At 63.3% G+C, this 18002-nt stretch carries 15 protein-coding genes; 10 read left to right on the plus strand and 5 right to left on the minus strand.

Annotated elements, in window-relative coordinates; genetic code table 11:
• The first annotated feature begins 150 nt into the window (after nt 1–150).
• Complete coding sequence (locus tag CK220_RS13750) at nt 151–861, plus strand: DNA helicase (RefSeq protein ID WP_095812046.1); 711 nt, start codon at nt 151–153, stop codon at nt 859–861.
• 52 nt (nt 862–913) lie between these two features.
• Nucleotides 914–1471 (plus strand): GNAT family N-acetyltransferase, encoded by a 558-nt coding sequence (locus CK220_RS13755; RefSeq protein WP_095812047.1) that lies wholly within the window; start codon nt 914–916, stop codon nt 1469–1471.
• 32 nt (nt 1472–1503) lie between these two features.
• Here the strand turns inward: CK220_RS13755 and CK220_RS13760 are convergent, their stop codons facing one another.
• Nucleotides 1504–1890: a DUF983 domain-containing protein gene (locus CK220_RS13760; RefSeq protein ID WP_095812048.1), complete on the minus strand. Its 387-nt coding sequence runs from the start codon at nt 1888–1890 to the stop codon at nt 1504–1506.
• A 112-nt stretch (nt 1891–2002) separates the two neighbouring features.
• Here CK220_RS13760 and CK220_RS13765 point away from each other — a divergent pair, with 112 nt between their 5' ends.
• Nucleotides 2003–3379 carry a PLP-dependent aminotransferase family protein gene (locus CK220_RS13765; RefSeq protein ID WP_176479080.1) on the plus strand — a complete coding sequence of 459 codons (1377 nt, stop codon included), beginning with the start codon at nt 2003–2005 and terminating at the stop codon, nt 3377–3379.
• Nucleotides 3380–3404: 25 nt separating this feature from the next.
• Here CK220_RS13765 and CK220_RS13770 read toward each other — a convergent pair whose 3' ends face one another.
• Nucleotides 3405–4586, minus strand: a complete 1182-nt coding sequence (locus CK220_RS13770) for an MFS transporter (protein ID WP_095812050.1) — start codon at nt 4584–4586, stop codon at nt 3405–3407.
• Between the two features lie 147 nt (nt 4587–4733).
• Nucleotides 4734–6398, minus strand: a complete 1665-nt coding sequence (locus CK220_RS13775; RefSeq protein ID WP_095812051.1) for a Na/Pi cotransporter family protein — start codon at nt 6396–6398, stop codon at nt 4734–4736.
• A gap of 363 nt (nt 6399–6761) precedes the next feature.
• Between CK220_RS13775 and CK220_RS13780 the strand changes: the two genes are divergently transcribed.
• The 7 genes from CK220_RS13780 (at nt 6762) to CK220_RS13810 (ending at nt 13932) form a co-directional block, all read left to right on the plus strand.
• A complete protein-coding gene (locus tag CK220_RS13780; RefSeq protein ID WP_095812052.1) occupies nt 6762–7124 on the plus strand; it encodes an RcnB family protein in 363 nt (120 codons plus the stop codon).
• A gap of 137 nt (nt 7125–7261) precedes the next feature.
• The gene (gene dnaG / locus CK220_RS13785) at nt 7262–9214 is read left to right on the plus strand and encodes a DNA primase (RefSeq protein WP_095812215.1); all 1953 of its coding nucleotides are present in this window, start codon (nt 7262–7264) and stop codon (nt 9212–9214) included.
• Between the two features lie 422 nt (nt 9215–9636).
• Nucleotides 9637–11664 (plus strand): RNA polymerase sigma factor RpoD, encoded by a 2028-nt coding sequence (rpoD, locus tag CK220_RS13790; protein ID WP_095812053.1) that lies wholly within the window; start codon nt 9637–9639, stop codon nt 11662–11664.
• A gap of 208 nt (nt 11665–11872) precedes the next feature.
• The gene (locus tag CK220_RS13795) at nt 11873–12166 is read left to right on the plus strand and encodes a GYD domain-containing protein (protein ID WP_066994615.1); all 294 of its coding nucleotides are present in this window, start codon (nt 11873–11875) and stop codon (nt 12164–12166) included.
• 66 nt (nt 12167–12232) lie between these two features.
• Nucleotides 12233–12613, plus strand: a complete 381-nt coding sequence (locus CK220_RS13800) for a DCC1-like thiol-disulfide oxidoreductase family protein (protein WP_176479081.1) — start codon at nt 12233–12235, stop codon at nt 12611–12613.
• A gap of 150 nt (nt 12614–12763) precedes the next feature.
• Nucleotides 12764–13435 carry a PadR family transcriptional regulator gene (locus CK220_RS13805; protein ID WP_095812054.1) on the plus strand — a complete coding sequence of 224 codons (672 nt, stop codon included), beginning with the start codon at nt 12764–12766 and terminating at the stop codon, nt 13433–13435.
• Nucleotides 13436–13638: 203 nt separating this feature from the next.
• Nucleotides 13639–13932: an HlyU family transcriptional regulator gene (locus CK220_RS13810; protein ID WP_095812055.1), complete on the plus strand. Its 294-nt coding sequence runs from the start codon at nt 13639–13641 to the stop codon at nt 13930–13932.
• A gap of 6 nt (nt 13933–13938) precedes the next feature.
• Here CK220_RS13810 and CK220_RS13815 read toward each other — a convergent pair whose 3' ends face one another.
• Together CK220_RS13815 and CK220_RS13820 are read right to left on the minus strand one after the other, a co-directional pair.
• On the minus strand, nt 13939–16515 hold the full coding sequence (locus CK220_RS13815) for a polynucleotide kinase-phosphatase (protein ID WP_095812056.1): 2577 nt from the start codon (nt 16513–16515) through the stop codon (nt 13939–13941).
• Nucleotides 16512–17894, minus strand: coding sequence for a 3' terminal RNA ribose 2'-O-methyltransferase Hen1 (locus CK220_RS13820; RefSeq protein WP_095812057.1), 1383 nt, complete (start codon nt 17892–17894; stop codon nt 16512–16514). The genes CK220_RS13815 and CK220_RS13820 overlap by 4 nt, the downstream gene beginning before the upstream one ends.
• Nucleotides 17895–18002 lie beyond the last annotated feature (108 nt).

Here is an 18002-nt window from a genome sequence, read left to right on the forward strand (position 1 = left end):
GGATTGAGCTACTATCTGATTCCGGCGCGCCCACGCCTCCTCCCTCCGTTGGGAAGCATTGTTCATGCAGGGCTTCGATCGCTAAACCGACTGTTCGAGCGCCGGCATAAGGAGGGGTTGCGAAGACTGCTCGCAATAGGAGGTTTTTCGATGCGGCTTTCCGCACCCGTCTATCATCTGAAGCGCCAGGCCAGGCTCCTGTCCCGCAGGGAGAATGTTCCCCTTCATGAGGCGCTTGACCGCATGGCCTCCAAGGAAGGCTTTGGCAGCTGGAGCCTGCTTGCGGCGAAAGCCTCCGAGGCTGCACCCGCAGGCAGGCTGCTGGCGCAGCTGATGCCCGGCGACATGGTCCTCGTGGCGGCTCGGCCGGGTCAGGGCAAGACGCTGATGAGCCTCGAGCTCGCCGTGGCGGCCATGAAGCAGGGCAGTCGCGCCGTGTTCTTCACGCTGGAATACATGCATGCCGACATCCTCGACCGGTTCGGCGACATCGGCGTCGACCCTGCCGTTTTCGACCACCTGTTCGAGTTCGACAATTCCGACGCCATCAGCGCCGTCTACATCATCGAGGCATTGCGGTCGGCGCCGCGCGGCACGCTGGCGGTGATCGACTATCTGCAACTGCTCGACCAGAGGCGCAAGAATCCCGAGCTCATGGTCCAGATACGCGCCTTGAGATCATTTGCCCGCGAACGGGGGCTGATCCTGGTCTTCATCTCGCAGATCGACCGGTCATACGATCCGTCCAGGAAGCCGTTTCCCGACCTTAACGATGTCCGGCTGCCGAACCCACTCGATTTATCGCTCTTCGACAAGATGTGCTTCCTCAACAAGGGCGAAATCCGCTTTCAGCCAGCTTGAGGGCGGTCCTGACCGAGGCTATGCCTGCCGATCTCGCAAAGGACAGGGGATCATGGTCGAAATCGTCAAACCCGCGCTCGAACATCTGCCGTCCTACAAGGCGGCGCTGGAGCGCGGCTGGTCGCCGGACAATGTGCGGCGGCTGGAGGCCACGCGCGAGCAGCTCGAGGCCATTGAAGACGATCCGGTGGCATTTCTCGCCGGCCTTGACGACCCGCAAGCGAAGGGGCCGCCGATCGCGCTGCCGGACGGCACAACGGTGCCACGCCTGCCGGGTTTCCGGCGCTGGATCTGGGATGGCGAGGCCGCCGGCTCGATCGGGCTTCGCTGGCAGAAGGGCACGTCGGCGCTGCCGCCGCACGTGCTCGGCCACATCGGCTATGCCGTGGTGCCGTGGAAGAAGGGGCGCGGCTACGCCACCGAAGCGTTGCGGCTGATGCTCGACGAAGCGAGGGCGGTCGGTCTCGACTATGTCGAGATCACCACGGATCTCGACAATCTTGCATCCCAGAAGGTGGTGCTCGCCAATGGCGGCATTTTCGTCGGGCGATTCGCCAAAGTCGCCGCCTATGGCGGCGCGGAGAGCCTCAAGTACCGGATCGACCTTTAGCTCTGTTAACGGGCAGGGGCGCCTTATGCGCTTTATTCGCCGGGCTTGGCCAGTCTTCCTTCTGCGGCCTTGTAGTAGAACTGGCTCGCGACAAGCCAGCCTTTCAGCGGCCTGAGCGGCGGAATGCAGGTCGCCAGAATTATTGGCACCGAAACGAAGGCGTGGAACCACATGGATGGCTCGAACGCCACCTGCGCCCAGACGGCGAACAGGACGGAGGGCACGCAGGCAAAGCAGATGACGAAGAAGGCGGGTCCGTCGGCCGGATCGGCAAAGGAATAGTCGAGCCCGCAGACTTCGCATTTCGGCGCCAGCTTCAAAAATCCGTCGAACAGCCGGCCTTCTCCGCAACGCGGGCATCGCCCGCGGATGCCGACCCGCCAGGGTTCGAGGTGGGGATAATGCGCGTGATCTTGCATGGTCGTCACTCCAGGACCTCTGATGGCGTCCGATCGGCCTTGAGGTCACGCATACATACTAATATCATGATTGTACGCCTACAATGCGACAAAGTGTATGGATAACGGCAGCATGAATAGTGAAGGCGACCTCAGTTGGCTTTCTCCCTTGGGGGAAGGCTCACGGCCGATCTATCTCAAAATCGTCGAGGCGCTCGCGGCCGCCCGCTCGATCGGCCGGTTGCAACCAGGGGACAGACTGCCGCCGCAGCGAGAGCTTGCCCGCTTCCTTGGCGTGGATCTGACCACGGTCACCCGGGCGTTCACCGAAGCCCGCCGCAGGAACCTGATCGACGCAACGACCGGTCGCGGCACCTTCATCACGCCCGGCGAGCCGGAAGAGCCGATCCTCGATCTGAGCATGAACATTCCGCCGGCGCCTTCGGGCCTCAGCCTGCCGGCTTTGATCCGGAGCGGCATCGAGGGACTGCTCAAACGGTCCAGCGCGGAAGCACTGCTTTCGTACCATCCCGGCCCGGGTTCTCCCGCAGAACGCGCCGCCGGCTCGTCTTGGCTTGCCGTAGCCGGCGACAGGTTGCCGGTCGAGCGCGTGGCTGTCGGCTCGGGGGCGCAGGCGCTGCTCGCCGCTGTCCTTTTGTCGCAAACCCGCGAGGGCGATACGATCCTCTGCGATCCGCTGACCTATCCCGGCCTGATCGCGCTGGCGGAGGCCACGGGGCGCAAGCTAGCTGGGGCGGGACGCGACGATGACGGCATGCGCTCCGACTATCTGGAGGAAGCGGCGCGACGATACGGCGCCCGTGTCCTCTACCTCAACCCGACACTTCACAATCCTACCGCGCTCACCATGCCGGAGGGCCGGCGCCTGGACCTGGTTCGGATGGCGGGCAGGCTTGGCCTGGTGATCGTCGAGGACGACCCCTACAGTCCACTGCAGACCGATTCACCGCCAGCCTTCCTCAGCCTGGCGCCGGAGCGGACATTCCATGTGGCTACATTGGCGAAATGCATCTCGCCATTTCTGCGCACGGCGTTCCTGGCGGCGCCGGACGCGAAATCCGTCGAGCGGATCGCGGCGGCTATCCGGGGCACCACGATGATGGCGCCGCCGCTGATGACGGGGCTCGCCTGCGAGTGGGTGCGAAGCGGCCTGGCCGGCGAGATCACCGCTGCCGTGCGTGCCGAAGCAGAGGCCAGGCAGACGATCGCGCGCAAGATCCTGCCGGCCGGTTTCGCCTCGACGGAATCGAGCCTGCATCTTTGGTATCCGCTGGAGGGGCGATTGCGTTCATCGGAGATCGCCGAGATCGCACGCCGTCGCGGATTGGCGCTCAGCCCGGCGGAAGAGTTCTCCGTCGTGCCCAGTGCCGCGGATGGCTTGCGGCTGGCCTTGGGTGCCGCATCCAGCCAAGAACGGCTGGAGGAGGGGCTTCACAGTTTGGTGTCGATCCTGTCGGGCGGCTCTGGCTCCTTGCGTCCTCAGGTCTGAGGCGGCAGAGCGGCACGCCGACGATCTATTCCGCCGCAGCCGGCAGCGGCGGCGTTGCCCGGCTTCGCCATTCCCAAGCCTGCGAGGCAAGCGCGACCGCCACAGCCACCAGCATGGCAAGCGCGCCGGCGACCGGCAGGCTGCGATAGCCAAGACCGGCATTGAGCATCGCAGCGCCCAGCGAGGCAGCGAGCGCGATGCCGACATTGAAGCCCGAGGGAATCAGCGAGGAGGCAAGGTTTGAGGCGTCTGCCGTCCAGGCCAGGATCCGGGTCTGGATCGGCGCGCCGATGGCGAAGTTGAGGCCGCCCCACATGACGATCGCGACGATCATCGGCACCGGGTAGGGACTGACCGTGTAGATGACGCCAAGCATCACCGCCTGCAGGAAAAGCATGGCGATCAGCGACGGCATCAGCTTCCAGTCGGCAAGCTTGCCGCCCAAGAGAACGCCGATCGTGGCCCCAACACCGTTGAGCAGCAGCACAAATGGGATCAGGCTTTCGTCGAGGCCGGTGACTTCGAGCAGCGTCGGCGTGATGTAGGTGAACAGGCCGAACTGGCCGATCATCAACATCAGCATCAGGATGAGCGAGGTCCAGACCTGCTGGCGCCCCAATACACGCACCTCGCGCGCGAGGCCGGCGGGCCGGTTGGCGGCGCCGGCCGTGCGGGGCAGCAGCGCAAGCATGGCGACGATCGCGACGACGCCCAGCGCGCACATCACCCAGAAGGTCGCCCGCCAGCCCCAGAGACCGCCGATCGCGGTGCCGGCGGGCACGCCGATAACGTTGGAGACGGTCAATCCAGAGAGGATGATCGCCACCGCCCGGCCGCGCTGGTCCTCGCGCACCAGGCCGACCGCGACCACCATGGCGACGCCGAAATAGCAGCCATGCGCCACTGCAGTGGCAATGCGCAGCAGAAGCATCGAGGTGAAATCGGGCGCCAGCGCGCATGCGGCCTGGCCAAGAGTGAACGCAATGGTCAGGGCGATGAGCAGCGTCTTTCGCGAGACCCTGCTGGTTGCGAGCGCCAGGAGCGGACCACCAATGGCGATGCCGCAGGCATAGCCGGATACGAGATAGCCGGCGGTCGGCACGGAAACACCCAGACCTTGCGCTACCTCCGGCAGCACGCCGGCGATGACGAATTCAGTCGTGCCGAAAGCGAAGGCGGCAATGAACAAGGCAATGAGGGGCAACATGGCGCGGAAAGCGATCCTGAATGAGCTGGCCTCAAAACCATGGATGGACGCTGCGGGCAATGCAGAAATTATCGATGCCGCTTTAGGTTTTCTTGACCCGGGTTGGGATGAGCAAAGGCTAACTTTGTCCGGGCTTGTCGGTCGATGCTAGCTCGCCTTCAGCCGCGAGCCGCCGAGCAGCCCGCGCTCCTCCAGCACCGGGTAGGCCATCGAGGCGAGCAGTGAATTGATCTGCTTGAGATCGCGGATGGTGTCGAGATGGATCGAACTGGTCTCGACGCTTTTGGCTGTGCCGTCGCGCAGCCGCACGAAATGGCTGGCGCTGGTCTCTTTCTCGCGCTCGCGCAGCAGGTCCTTCTCGAGCACCAATTGCCGGGCGGTTTCCGGGTCGCGCGAGACCAGCACGTTGAACGCAAGCCGCGCGTTGGCGAGCACCGAGGCATGAAAAGCGCAAAGCTCGCGCCAGCCCTCGGGCGTGAATTCCAGCCCGCGCTCCAGCTTCTTCCTGACATGCACAAGCATGTTGCGCACGATGATGTCTCCGACCTGCTCCAGCTTGACGCAGGCGCCGATCAGTTCCTGGCAGCGCAGTGCCTCGTCCTCGCTCAAGGGGTTCTTGGTCACCTTGGCCAGATAGAGCTTGATCGCCGCGTGCTTCTGGTCGACTCGGTCGTCGAGCGCGGCGAGCGCCTTGATCTTGCCGGCGTCGGCGCTCTCATAGAGCTCGATGATCCGCTTCAGCATGATCTCGACCGTCTCGCAGACCCGCACCACCTCGCGCGTGGCATTGGCCAGGGCCTGGCTTGGCGTGTCGAGCGCGCTCTCGTTCAGCGCCGACAATTCGACCACGTCGAGCGCTGCCGCTGGTTCGGGCTTAGCGCCGAGCGCCACGATCTTCTCCGAAGCGCGATAGACGAGGCCGGCGAGCGGCAGCCCGGCAAGCAGGATGATCACGTTGAACAGGATATGGGCGTTGACGATCTGGGCGGATGCCGTCGCGCCGAGGAAGGAGAAGTGCGGCCTGAAAATCATGAACAGGATCAGCATCACGAGCGAGCCAAGCCCGCGCATCAGAAGATTGCCGATCGGCACGATGCGCACTTCCGCCGCCGCCGAGCGGGTGAGCATCGGCGCGATGATCGATGAACCGAGATTGACGCCCAGGATGAGGACGACGCCGAGCTCCGGAGTGATCAAGCCCCGACCGGCGAGCGTTGCCATGAGCAGGACCGCCGCGATACTCGACTGGAACAGCCAGGTGATCAGCGCCGCCAGCAGGTAGGAACTGATGGCGTCGCCGGAGAAGTAGTTGATGATGACCGGCATGAGCTGACTGTCGCGCAACGGCTCGGAAGCCTGGCCGATCATCTCCAGCGACAGGATCAGAAGGCCAATGCCGACCAGGATGCGGCCGGTCTGACGCCAATCGCGGCGCTCGGTGGCCATGAACATGATGGTTCCTGCGACCAGGCACAACGGCACCACGAGCGACAGGTCGAAGGTAAGGAGTTTCGCGACCAAGGCGGAGCCGATCTCGGCGCCGCGCACGGCAAGCTGCCCGGCGGCGCCCGATACGATGCCGGCGCCTGCGAAGGAGCCGACCAGCAGTGTGACGGCGGTCGAACTCTGCAGCGCGATCGCAAGGCCACAGCCGGCCAGCACCGCCATCAGCGGCTTGCGCATGGTGGCGCGCAGCCTGTGGCGCAGCACATCGCCATAGGCGCGCTCGACACCGGTCTTCACCAAGCGGGTGGCAAACAGCATCAGCGCCACTGCGCCGGCAAGGTGCAGAAGCACGACGGAGCCGCTCATGCCGGGCCTCGCATCGAGGCGGCCAGAAAGCGGAAAAGGGTGCGAATCACGGGCATTTCAAAGGTCGAGACTACAGCAGTTTCCATTAGCCGGATAATAAATTGTGCCCGATTCGGCCGACGTTCGGCACACGACGGCGTGTGTCGGAAATGGATAGAAGGTGCTTTGGTTGCAGATCGCGGTCGGACGGGGCGGCAAATGTCGCGTCGATGCGAAGCCTGCGCTTGAACGGGTTTCTGCAAATTGTTGAAGTCGTTTTCGTAAGCGGCGGAAACCATTACAGAATTGTAATCAAGGTGTTCAGTTTCGGTTCATGCCAGCGGGAATATCTCCTTGCCTATCGACAACCAAGGAGCACTGACCATGAAGCGTCTCGTTATTTCCGCCGTCACCGCCGCGATGCTGGCTGCTTCCGCCTTTTCGGGCCAGGCCGCGCCGCTCGTTCAGCCGAGCCCGCCGCAGTCGAACTATACACAGGTCGACTGGCAGAAGCCGGGCCGCCACGTCGAGAAGCGCGTCGTGAAGAAGAAGGTTGTGGTGAGGCGCACCCATTGGCGCAATGGGCAGAAGTATTCCAGCTGGAAGCGCCATCAGGGGGTTCGCGACTGGCACCGTTATGGACTGCGCCGTCCCGGCCCCGGCCAGGAGTGGATTCGCGTCGGCAACGACTACCTGTTGGTCAGCATCGTCTCCGGCATCATCTTCGGCGCGATCGCCGCGCACTGAGCCGGGAACGTTCCGAAAGACGGAAAGGCGGCCGCTCGGCCGCCTTCTTTTTGTCTGTGAAAAGCGGGTACGATTGGGCTTATCGAGTCGTCGCGCCCAAGCGGCTTGATTATATGGAGGGCAAACGAGCCTTGCCGATGCGCTTTCCGCCCGCCTTCCTCGACGAGATACGCGACCGCGTGCCGATTTCTTCGGTGATCGGTCAGCGCGTTTCCTGGGACAGGAAGAAGTCCAACGCATCGCGCGGCGATTATTGGGCGTGCTGCCCGTTCCACGGCGAAAAGAGCCCGTCCTTCCATTGCGAGGACAAGAAGGGGCGCTATCATTGTTTCGGCTGTTCGGTCTCGGGCGATCATTTCAAGTTCCTGACCGAGCTCGACGGCATGAGCTTTCCCGAAGCGGTCGAAAGGATCGCCGAGATGGCGGGCGTGCCGATGCCGGTGCGCGACGCCGCGGAGGAAAAGCGGGAGAAAGAGCGCGCCAGCCTGACCGACGTCATGGAGATGGCGACGGTCTTCTTCCAGGAGCGCCTGCAGGGACCGGAAGGCGCCAAGGCCCGCGCCTATCTGCGCGACCGCGGTTTGACCCCGGCGACGCAGCAGTCATTTCGGCTCGGCTATGCGCCGGACAGCCGCAACGCGCTCAAGGAATACCTCGCCGCCAAGGGCGTGCCGAAGGCCGATATCGAGGCCTGCGGGCTGGTGCGGCATGGCGACGACATCCCGGTCTCCTACGACTGGTTCCGCGACCGCATCATGTTCCCGATCCCGGATTCACGCGGCAGGATCATCGCCTTCGGCGGTCGGGCGCTGGCGCCGGACGCTTTGGCCAAATACATGAACTCGCCGGAGACCGAGCTCTTCCACAAGGGCAACGTGCTCTACAATTTCGCCCGCGCCCGCAAAGCGGTGGCCAAGGGCGGCACGGTGATCGCCGTCGAAGGCTATATGGACGTGATCGCGCTGGCACAGGCCGGCTTCGAAAACGCCGTGGCGCCGCTCGGCACCGCGCTCACCGAAAACCAACTCGAGCTTTTGTGGCGCATGGCGCCCGAGCCGGTGCTTTGCTTCGACGGTGACCAAGCCGGACTAAAAGCGGCGTGGCGGGCGGCCGACATGGCGCTGCCTTCGGTCCAGCCGGAACGTCGCGTGCGCTTTGCGCTGCTGCCCGATGGCAAGGACCCCGACGATCTGGTCAAAGCGGATGGGCCGGACGCGTTCCGCGCGGTGCTTTCGGAAGCGCGGCCGCTCGCCGATCTTCTGTGGATGCGCGAGACTGCCGGCGGCGTGTTCGACACGCCGGAGCGGCGGGCAGAGCTCGAGAAGACGCTGCGCGAGCTTACTGGCCGCATCCGCGACGAAAGCCTGCGCTACCACTATCAGCAGGAGATGCGCGAGCGCGTCTTAAGCTTCTTCGGCTCGCAGCGCGGCGCGCGGCAAGGCCAACACGGGGGACGCCAGGACGGCCGGCCGGGGGAGCGCGGCAGAGGTTCGGCGCCAGGCGGGGCGTTTGGCCGCGGCGCTGCCGGCGCGCGCACCGCCATCACCGAAAGCCTCGGCCGCTCGGCGCTGGTCAAGCGCACGGGCGAGGCCATGTCGGTGCGCGAGGCGACGATCATCGTCGCGCTGATCAACCATCCGCCGCTGATCGACGAGAATTTCGCCCATGTCGAATTCCTCGACCTTGCCAATTCGGATCTCAGGCGGCTGCATGCCGCCATGCTCGACGCGATGGCGCATGACGCGGCCGATGATCGCGAAGCGGTCATCGCGACGATCGAACGCGCCGGATGCGCCGACATCTGGGAGCGCGCGGTGGCGCTGATCAAGCGGGCGCGGCAGTGGCCGGCGCTCGAAACCGCGGGACTTGACGACGCCCGCGACGCCTTCAACCAAGCGCTGCACTTGCAGCGCAGCGCGCGCACCTTACATAGGGAACTGAAACAGGCGCAGGCGGCGCTGGATGCAGACCCTTCGGACGAAAACTTCCGGCATCTCGTCGAGATTCAGGCGCAATTCAACGATGTACAGGCAACGGAAGCGCTGATCGAAGGGTTCGGCGTTTCGTCGGGCAGGGCTGGACGCGCTTAGGTCCGGATCGGCCCGAAATGAAGTGGAAATGCTCAAGGCGCGTCGATTCGACGCCTCTAAGTCGGGCAATTGATTCGCTTTTTTCATGCGAATCATGCCAGAGGCGCTTGACCTTCTGGCAGATTGGCGGAATCAGGACGATTCGAAACGTTAACCGTGCCCGGCGTCGGCGGGAAATTTTGAGCGATGTAAGGTTCTGGTCACTGGACAGGCAAAAGGCCTGCCACAGATACCACGGTTAATCTGGACTTAATGCATGTCGCCCAAAGGTGGAACCGGTTTTGGGGCAACGACATGCAGCAAACAAAAGAGATGATGCGGTCACTGGCCCGGTAAGAAGCGTTCTGGGGCGAGCGCATCCGGTTTGACCGGTCCGGCAGCTTACGCGGCTTCGATATTAGGCCGCTTGGAGACGACAAAGAATGGCGACAAAGGAAAAGGAAGAGGTCGAGACCGAACGTGAAGGCGCCACCGATGGCCCTCTGCTCGACCTTTCCGACGATGCTGTCAAGAAGATGATCAAGGCCGCCAAGAAGCGCGGCTATGTCACGCTCGACGAGCTCAACGCGGTGCTTCCCTCGGAAGAGACGGATCCGGACCGCATCGAAGACATCAACGCGATGCTCAACGACATGGGCATCAACGTCGTCGAGGACGACGAGCAGGGTGAAGAGAGCGAAGGCGAGGCGGCCGGCGACACCGAGGAAGACGCCAACGAGCTTGCCGAGCAGACCGGCACCGCTGTCGCCGCCACGACCACCAAGAAAGAGCCGACCGACCGCACCGACGATCCGGTGCGCATGTATCTGCGCGAGATGGGCTCCGTCGAACTCCTGTCGCGCGAGGGCGAAATCGCGATCGCCAAGCGCATCGAGGCCGGCCGCGAGACCATGATCGCGGGCCTTTGCGAGAGCCCGCTGACCTTCCAGGCGATCATCATCTGGCGCGACGAGCTCAACGAATCGAAGATCCTGCTGCGCGAGATCATCGATCTCGAGGCGACCTATGCCGGCCCCGAGGCCAAGCAGGCCCCGGTCGTCGAACGCGTCGAGGAAGCGCCCAAGGCCGACGAGAAGCCGCGCGGCCGCGTGGCGGCGCGCGAGGAAGAAGACGACATCACGAATGTCGGCGGAGACACGCGCGGGCTGGAAGAAGAGGAAGACGACGAGGACGAGGCAAGCCTGTCGCTGGCCGCGATGGAAGCGGAACTGCGCCCGCAGGTGATGGAGACGCTCGACGTCATCGCCGACACCTACAAGAAGCTTCGCAAGCTGCAGGACCAGCAGGTCGAGAACCGGCTGGCGGCTGCCGGCACGCTTTCGCCCAGCCAGGATCGCCGGCTGAAGGAGCTCAAGGAGCAACTCATCAAGGCGGTGAAGTCGCTGTCGCTCAATACCGCGCGCATCGAAGCGCTGGTCGAGCAGCTCTACGACATCAACAAGCGTCTGGTGCAGAACGAGGGCAAGCTGCTCAGGCTCGCCGAAAGCTACGGCGTGCGCCGCGAGGAGTTCCTCAGGGAGTATCAGGGCTCGGAGCTCGATCCGAACTGGACGCGCTCGATCGCGAATCTCACCTCGCGCGGCTGGAAGGAATTCACCAAGAACGAGAAGGACGCGATCAAGGAGCTGCGCGCCGAGATCCAGAACCTCGCCACCGAGACGGCGATCTCGATCCTGGAATTCCGCAGGATCGTCAACCAAGTGCAGAAGGGCGAGCGCGAGGCCGCGATCGCCAAGAAGGAAATGGTGGAAGCGAACCTTCGCCTCGTCATCTCCATCGCCAAGAAATACACCAACCGCGGCCTGCAGTTCCTGGACCTGATCCAGGAAGGCAATATCGGCCTGATGAAGGCGGTCGACAAATTCGAGTACCGCCGCGGCTACAAGTTCTCGACCTACGCGACATGGTGGATCCGGCAGGCGATCACCCGCTCGATCGCCGATCAGGCGCGCACCATCCGCATTCCGGTGCACATGATCGAGACGATCAACAAGATCGTGCGCACCTCGCGCCAGATGCTGCACGAGATCGGCCGCGAGCCGACGCCGGAGGAGCTGGCCGAGAAGCTCGCCATGCCGCTCGAAAAAGTGCGCAAGGTGCTGAAGATCGCCAAGGAGCCGATCTCGCTCGAAACGCCGGTTGGCGACGAGGAGGATTCGCATCTCGGCGACTTCATCGAGGACAAGATGGCGATCCTGCCGATCGACGCGGCGATCCAGGCCAATCTGCGCGAGACGACCACGCGCGTGCTGGCTTCGCTCACCCCGCGCGAGGAGCGCGTTCTGCGCATGCGCTTCGGCATCGGCATGAACACCGACCACACGCTGGAAGAGGTCGGCCAGCAGTTCTCGGTCACCCGCGAGCGTATCCGTCAGATCGAGGCCAAGGCGCTGCGCAAGCTCAAGCACCCGAGCCGGAGCCGTAAGCTGAGAAGCTTCCTGGACAGCTGAGCGGGAACGCAACCATACGAAAAATCGAAGGGCGCCTCGGCGCCCTTTTTCGTTTCCGGCCATTTCTCATGCCGCCTTGCCGGGCTTGCTCAACAGGAGGATAATTTCAGGGTCGGATGCATTTGTGGGCGACAAGCCGGATGACCGCCCCGACGCCGGTCGCAACTGACAGGCGTCGCGCTCCGTGGCTCCCGGTGGGAGGTGTGCCATGACAACCTACATCGTGCTTATCAACTGGACCGAGTTGGGCGCCAAGAATGTGCGCGAGTCGCCGAAGCGGCTCGATGCCGCCAAGAAGCTGCTCGGTGAAATGGGCGGATCGTTCAAGGCATTCTATCTGACGATGGGCGAATGCGACATGGTCGCCATTGTCGAAGCGCCGGACGATGCCGTGCTTGCCCGCTTCGCGCTGATGTTGTCGTCGGGCGGCAATGTCAGGACGCGGACGATGAAGGCGTTTCCGGAATTCGCCTACCGCGAGATCATCAGTTCGCTGGGGTAAAGCGCCGGAAACAGCCCGGCCGATGCTGATATTGCGGTTCCGCGCTCGGTCGCCGATAGTCGCGCGATGCCTGAGCCGTTGCTGACTGTCTGGTACAACACGCGCTGCCCGGTGTGCGATGCCGGCATCAACCGCCAGAAACGGCGGCTGATTGAAGCGGTCAAGTCCGGCCGCGTCGAATTCCGCGACATCAATTTCGAGCCGCGAGCGCTTTCAGCCTTCGGCGCCTCGCTTGAGGATATCCGCCGCCGGCTGCATGCGACGGATGCCGAGGGCAAGCTGCTGGTCGGCGCCGACGTGGCGATCGCCGTCTGGCGGCTCACGCCAGGCGAGGGATGGCTGGCCACCCTGTTCGGCAATCCGGTCGTGCTGCCGCTGACGCGCTTTGCCTATGATCGCTTTGCCGATCTTCTCTACGCCTGGAACCGCCGCAAAGGCCGCTGGTAGCCTGTTTTCGCGGCGCGTTGCTTCGCATTTCGGCCGCGCGGCAGTTCGCCTGGCGTTACAATCAAGATACATCGTAAGATATATCTTGACTGGACTCGAGCGGGCGATCATCCTAAGATATATCGTAAGATAGAACTCAAGGAGTGATCCATGCACAAGCATAGTCCCTTCGGGCACAACCATTTCGGTGAGCGCATGTTCATGCACATGGCCGGTCGTTTCGGCGGCCGTGGCGGCGGCTTTGGTCCGTTCGGATACGGCATGCGCGGCGGCGGCCGCGGCGGTCCGGGCGATATGTTCCGCGCCGGTCGCATGCTGGCCGACGGCGATCTCAAGCTGATCGCGCTGTCGCTTCTGGCCGAGGCGCCGCGGCACGGCTACGACATCATCAAGGCGCTGGAGGAACGCACCAGCGGCATCTACAGCCCAAGCCCGGGCGTGGTCTATCCGACGCTGACCTTTCTCGAAGAGGCCGGCTATGCCGTCTCGTCCAGCGAAGGCAACAAGAAGGTGTTCTCGATCACCGAGGCGGGTAGGGCGCATCTCGAGCAAAATCGCGCGATGATCGATCATGTGCTCGACCATCTCGAGCGGTTCGGCCGCAAGATGGCCAAGGCGCGCGACTGGTTCGGCTGGAACGACGAGGGCGAGGACGGCGGCCGGCGTGACCGTCACGAGAAGCGCGACCGGTTCCGCGCACTGCGCCACCGGTTGCGCGCCGCGCTCAGCGATATCGTCGATGCGCCGGAGGACAAGCAGGCCGAGGCGATCAGCATTCTGGAAGACGCGGCCGCAGCGCTCGAGGCCCTCTCGCGTCGCTGAGCCGCCCTGGCACTGAAGGAGCTTTTGCTGGCTCGATCAATGCCCGTCAAAGCGGGATGACTTCCAAAAAGTCATCCCGTTTATCTTTGTGTGAGCATGATGTTCCCGAAAACCGCTGCACACTTTTCGGGTGATGCTTGTAGTGAAAATCGTCCTGCGGCACGCTATGTGATGCAGGACGATTTGCCGTTGGAGGATGCGCTATGTCTTTTCTGAAACGTCTTTTCGGCGGCGGCGGTGGTGAGGCGACGGACACCGGAGCTGCGAAGTCGGCAAAGCAGGTCGAGCACAAGGGATTCCTGATCAGCGCCACACCCTACAAGGCGGACGGCCAGTACCAGACCTGCGGCGTCGTCTCCAAGGAAGTGGACGGCGTGATGAAGGAGCACCGCTTCATCCGCGCCGACCGTTTCGCTGGGCTGGACGATGCCGTCGACATCTCGATCAAGAAGGGCATCCAGCTCGTCGACGAGCAGGGCGAGCGGATGTTCGGTTGACGATTGTCAAAGCCGCGGATCGATCGGCTCGCTTTCCAGAGCCAGCACCGCGAAAACACATTCGTGGATCCGCCGGAGCGGTTGTTTGGCGACAAACCGCTTCAAGGCCTCATGGCCTAGAGCGAACTCGCTGAGCGCCAGGTTGCGCTTGCCCCCCAAGTGCCGTTCCCGCAGCCGGACAAGATTATCCGGCATATCGTATTCAGGGCCGTAAATGATGCGCAGATATTCGCGGCCGCGCACCTTCAGCGCTGGCTGGATTAGGCCCTTCCTGCCACGGCTGACGAAGTTACGCGGCTTGACCACTATGCCTTCGCCGCCCGAGCCGATCAAATCTTCCCACCATCCGGCAGCTTCCCCGCAGGCGGTGGCGTCCGCCAGTTCAACCATGCGCCATCTTGTGCGCGCCACCACTCTTCGCCTGGCCGCTAGCCGGTCGGCCAACGCCATGTGCCAAACGTGGTCCTGGTCGAACCAGACGCGTCCCTCGCTGGCCAGAAGATGGAACGGCGCGACCTGCAGGTCGTCCACGCCCGAAACCGGCCACGCGTAAGGCGCCCAGGCGGTGGCGTATTTGGCCGCGCGCGCGGCGCGATCGTCAAACCGCGCCTGAAGCGCTGTTGCATCCACACCCCGCGCCACCGCCCTTGCTAGAGCCTCGCGGCCGCGCCGCAGTCCGGCACCGGATGAAGTCGCCACTGGCGCATACTGGGCCTCGATAAGACTGCCTGCCTTGGCCGACCAAGGCATGATTTCGGCGTCCAACAGCAACCAGTCGCTTTGCAATTCCTCCCAAAGACCCGCGGCGTCGATGCTAGCGCGAAGGCGGTCGAGCAGGCCTTCGGTCATGGCTGCGTCACTGAAAAAGGAGCGCCCTGTCCTTGTCCATATCGCGCCCGTCTCGTCACCGGAAATGCCAAAGCGGCCACGTGCTGTCCGCACATCTCGACACAACGCGACTATCGCGCGCGAACCCATATGCTTTTCCTCGCACACGACCTTAGCGATGCCGCGCTCGCGAAAGTACGCGAAAGCCTCCTCCGGGCGTTCGAGCCAGTTGGCATGACTGCTGGTCTCGGACGGCGACATCGTCGGCGGTAGGTAAACCAACCATTGCGGCGCCACTGCGAAACGGCTCATCACCTCAAGGGCCGCCGACGCGTTTTCCTCGGCCACAACGACACGGCCTTTCAACTCGGTTTCGATCCAGCGACGACCGGAAACGTCTTGGATGTCGAGCACGCCATCGGCGTCGGCCTGCGCCGATTTTTCCGATTTGGACGGGGCAAGCGGACGTATCGGTTCTGACCAAGTGCGGATTGCCGGCACTTCCACCAGCTCGCGTTCCGGCCAGCGCAGGGCGGTCAGCTTGCCGCCGAACACACAGCCTGTATCGATGCACAGGGTGTTGTTGACCCATTCGGCGGACAGCATTGCCGTGTGGCCATAGACAACTGCAGTCTTGCCGCGGTAGGCCGTAGCCCAGTCGGCGCGGACAGGCAGACCAAATTCGTCGATCTCGCCGTTGGTCTCGCCATAGAGCGCGAATTCGCGCACGGCGCCTGAACCGCGTCCGATCATTTCTTCCCTGAGGCCGGCGTGGGCAACGGCCAAGCGACCGCCGTCCAGCCAGACATGGCTGCGCAGCCCGTCGAGGAAGCCCGGCAGCGCTTCCCGCAACCCGCGATCCTGGGTCTCCAACTGGTTGATGGTTTCCTGAAGGCCGTGGGCGATCGTTACCTTGCGGCCTTCCAGCCAGCGACCGAACTTACGGTCGTGGTTGCCCTGAACGCAGTAGGCGGTTCCGGCGTCGACCATGCTCATGGCAATGCGCAAAACGTCGGGCGAATTGGGGCCGCGGTCAACGAGATCGCCGACAAAGACGACCTTGCGGCCTTCCGGAGGAGTCACGACGAGGGTTCGTTCGCCGCGATGCTGCGACCAGACGAGGTCGTATCCGAGTTGACCAAGCAACGCTTGAAGTTCATCGGCGCAGCCATGCACGTCACCTATGATGTCGAATGGACCGGCGTCGTGGCGCTTGTCGGTCCAGAGCGGTTGGCGCGAGAGCCTGGCTGCCTCGATGCTGGCCACGCTGGTAAGCTTCCAGACTTGGCGAAAGCCTTCTCGTTGCAAGCCACCCAGTCCCTTACGGATTTCGTTCGTCATACGTTGCGCCACTCCGGCTCCGAAGAGCCGGTCCGGGCGGGCCGCATTGCGCGCAACGCAGGTGTCGACACCAGGATCGATGACGACGGCGACCGGTAGAGCGTGCCATCTGCGCGCCAATTCGATCCAAGCCTTGCGGTCGGCGGCGCGCACATTGGTGGCGTCAACCACAGCGAGCTTCCGGTACTTAAGCCGTTTGCCGATGATGTCGCGCATCAATTCGAAGGCGTCCGCCGACACTTCCTGATTGGTCTCGTCATCGGAAACAAGCGCGCGGCATCGATCCGAGGAGACGATCTCTGTCGGCAGGAAATGCTTTGCGGCAAAGGTCGACTTTCCCGAGCCCGTCGAGCCGATAAGTACCACCAGGCAGAAGTCAGGTATTTCGAGGTCGGTCTTGTCAGGCTCTCTCATCGGTTGAACACCGCCATCTGCGTGGGTGCGCCCAACGCCGCATCTTGGATGCCGATGCTGCTGATTTCGACGACATAGCCATATGTCTCTTCGATCTTGGCTGCCCAGGCTTTGAACTCGGCACGGCTCCATTCGAAGCGGTGATCAGGATGCCGGAAAGAGCCCGGGGCCAGGCTGGGGAACAGGGTGTTATAGTCGGCGTTGGGGGTTGTCACGATCACGGCTCTCGGTGCGGCTTCGCCGAAAACAATCCGCTCGATCAGCGGCAGCCTGTCCTGGTCGAGATGTTCGACAACCTCGACCAGAACAGCGACGTCGGCTTCGGCCCAGCGGCTGTCGCGATAGGTCAGCGAGCCGTGGAGCAGCGTCACGCGTCCTTCGGGTCCACCAACCTCGTTCAGCTTGAGACGCTTCGCGGCCCACTTCAGTTCGCGCGCCGCAGGGTCCAGCCCGAACAGCTTATGGATCCACCTTTCGCGCACAAGCCGATCGAGCAGCTTGCCCTCGCCGCAGCCCAGGTCCGCGACGACCTTTCCGCCGATGGCTCGAATGGCATTCACGATCGCATCCATGCGCAGCTCGTGCAGTCGAACAGGAGCTTCGAGAGCTTCCTCTGGCGTGCTCCGGGTTTCGGTCGTGGGCGCTGTTTCGCCTGCGTCTTCTGGAATCAGTCGCGCCAGGGCGGCGCGCGCCAATACCGACCGATTGCGCAGGTAGCGACGGGCAATCAGCTCCTTGGCGGGATGGTGCTCCAGCCATCCGGCGCCCTTGGATAGCAGTTTTTCGACCTCGGCTTCGCCGACCCAGTAATGCTTGGCATCGTCCATCACCGGTATGAGGACATAAAGGTGATGCAGCAAGTTGCTCAGCCTGCTTGAGCCAGACAATTTCAGATGGCCGTATCGAGGCTCTCCCGTGCTGGAACCGACGGCTTCGATCGGAGTCAACTCGACAGTCCAACCCAAGGGCTCGAACAGTCGGCGCACCATCGCCTCGCCACCGCGCATTGGCAGGGGCGCCACAACAACTTCCAGCGGCAGATCGCTATCGGCCAGGAGCTGACGTTCCTTCGATACGCCGGTCATCGCCGTCCGAAGCATCTTGTTGAGCGCCACGGACAGGAAGGACGATGCCGCATAGGGCCGGTCGTTCACATATTGATCCAGCAAGCCGTCGGCCTGACCCTTGCCCCTTACCAATCCAATCGGGTCGACATCGAGCAGAAGTGCGGCCTCGCAACGCTCCTCACTGGCCTCGGGATAGAACAGCCATGCCTTGCCGAAGGACAGGTCGATCTCATGCAGGCGATCGGGGTGCTTGTGCAGCAGAAAGCCGAGATCGGTTGCTGGATGACGTGTGGTGGCAATCGAAAGGAACATCTGCGAGCGATAACGCAGCCCGGCGGAATAACCAATGGCGACCGCCAGTTATTTCCATTTCTTCAGAACGCTGAAGAATCAATCGCCACCTGCACGAGCCTGTGTTCG

It is taken from the genome of Mesorhizobium sp. WSM3860 (assembly GCF_002294995.1).
In the GTDB taxonomy this organism is placed as follows: Bacteria; Pseudomonadota; Alphaproteobacteria; order Rhizobiales; family Rhizobiaceae; genus Mesorhizobium.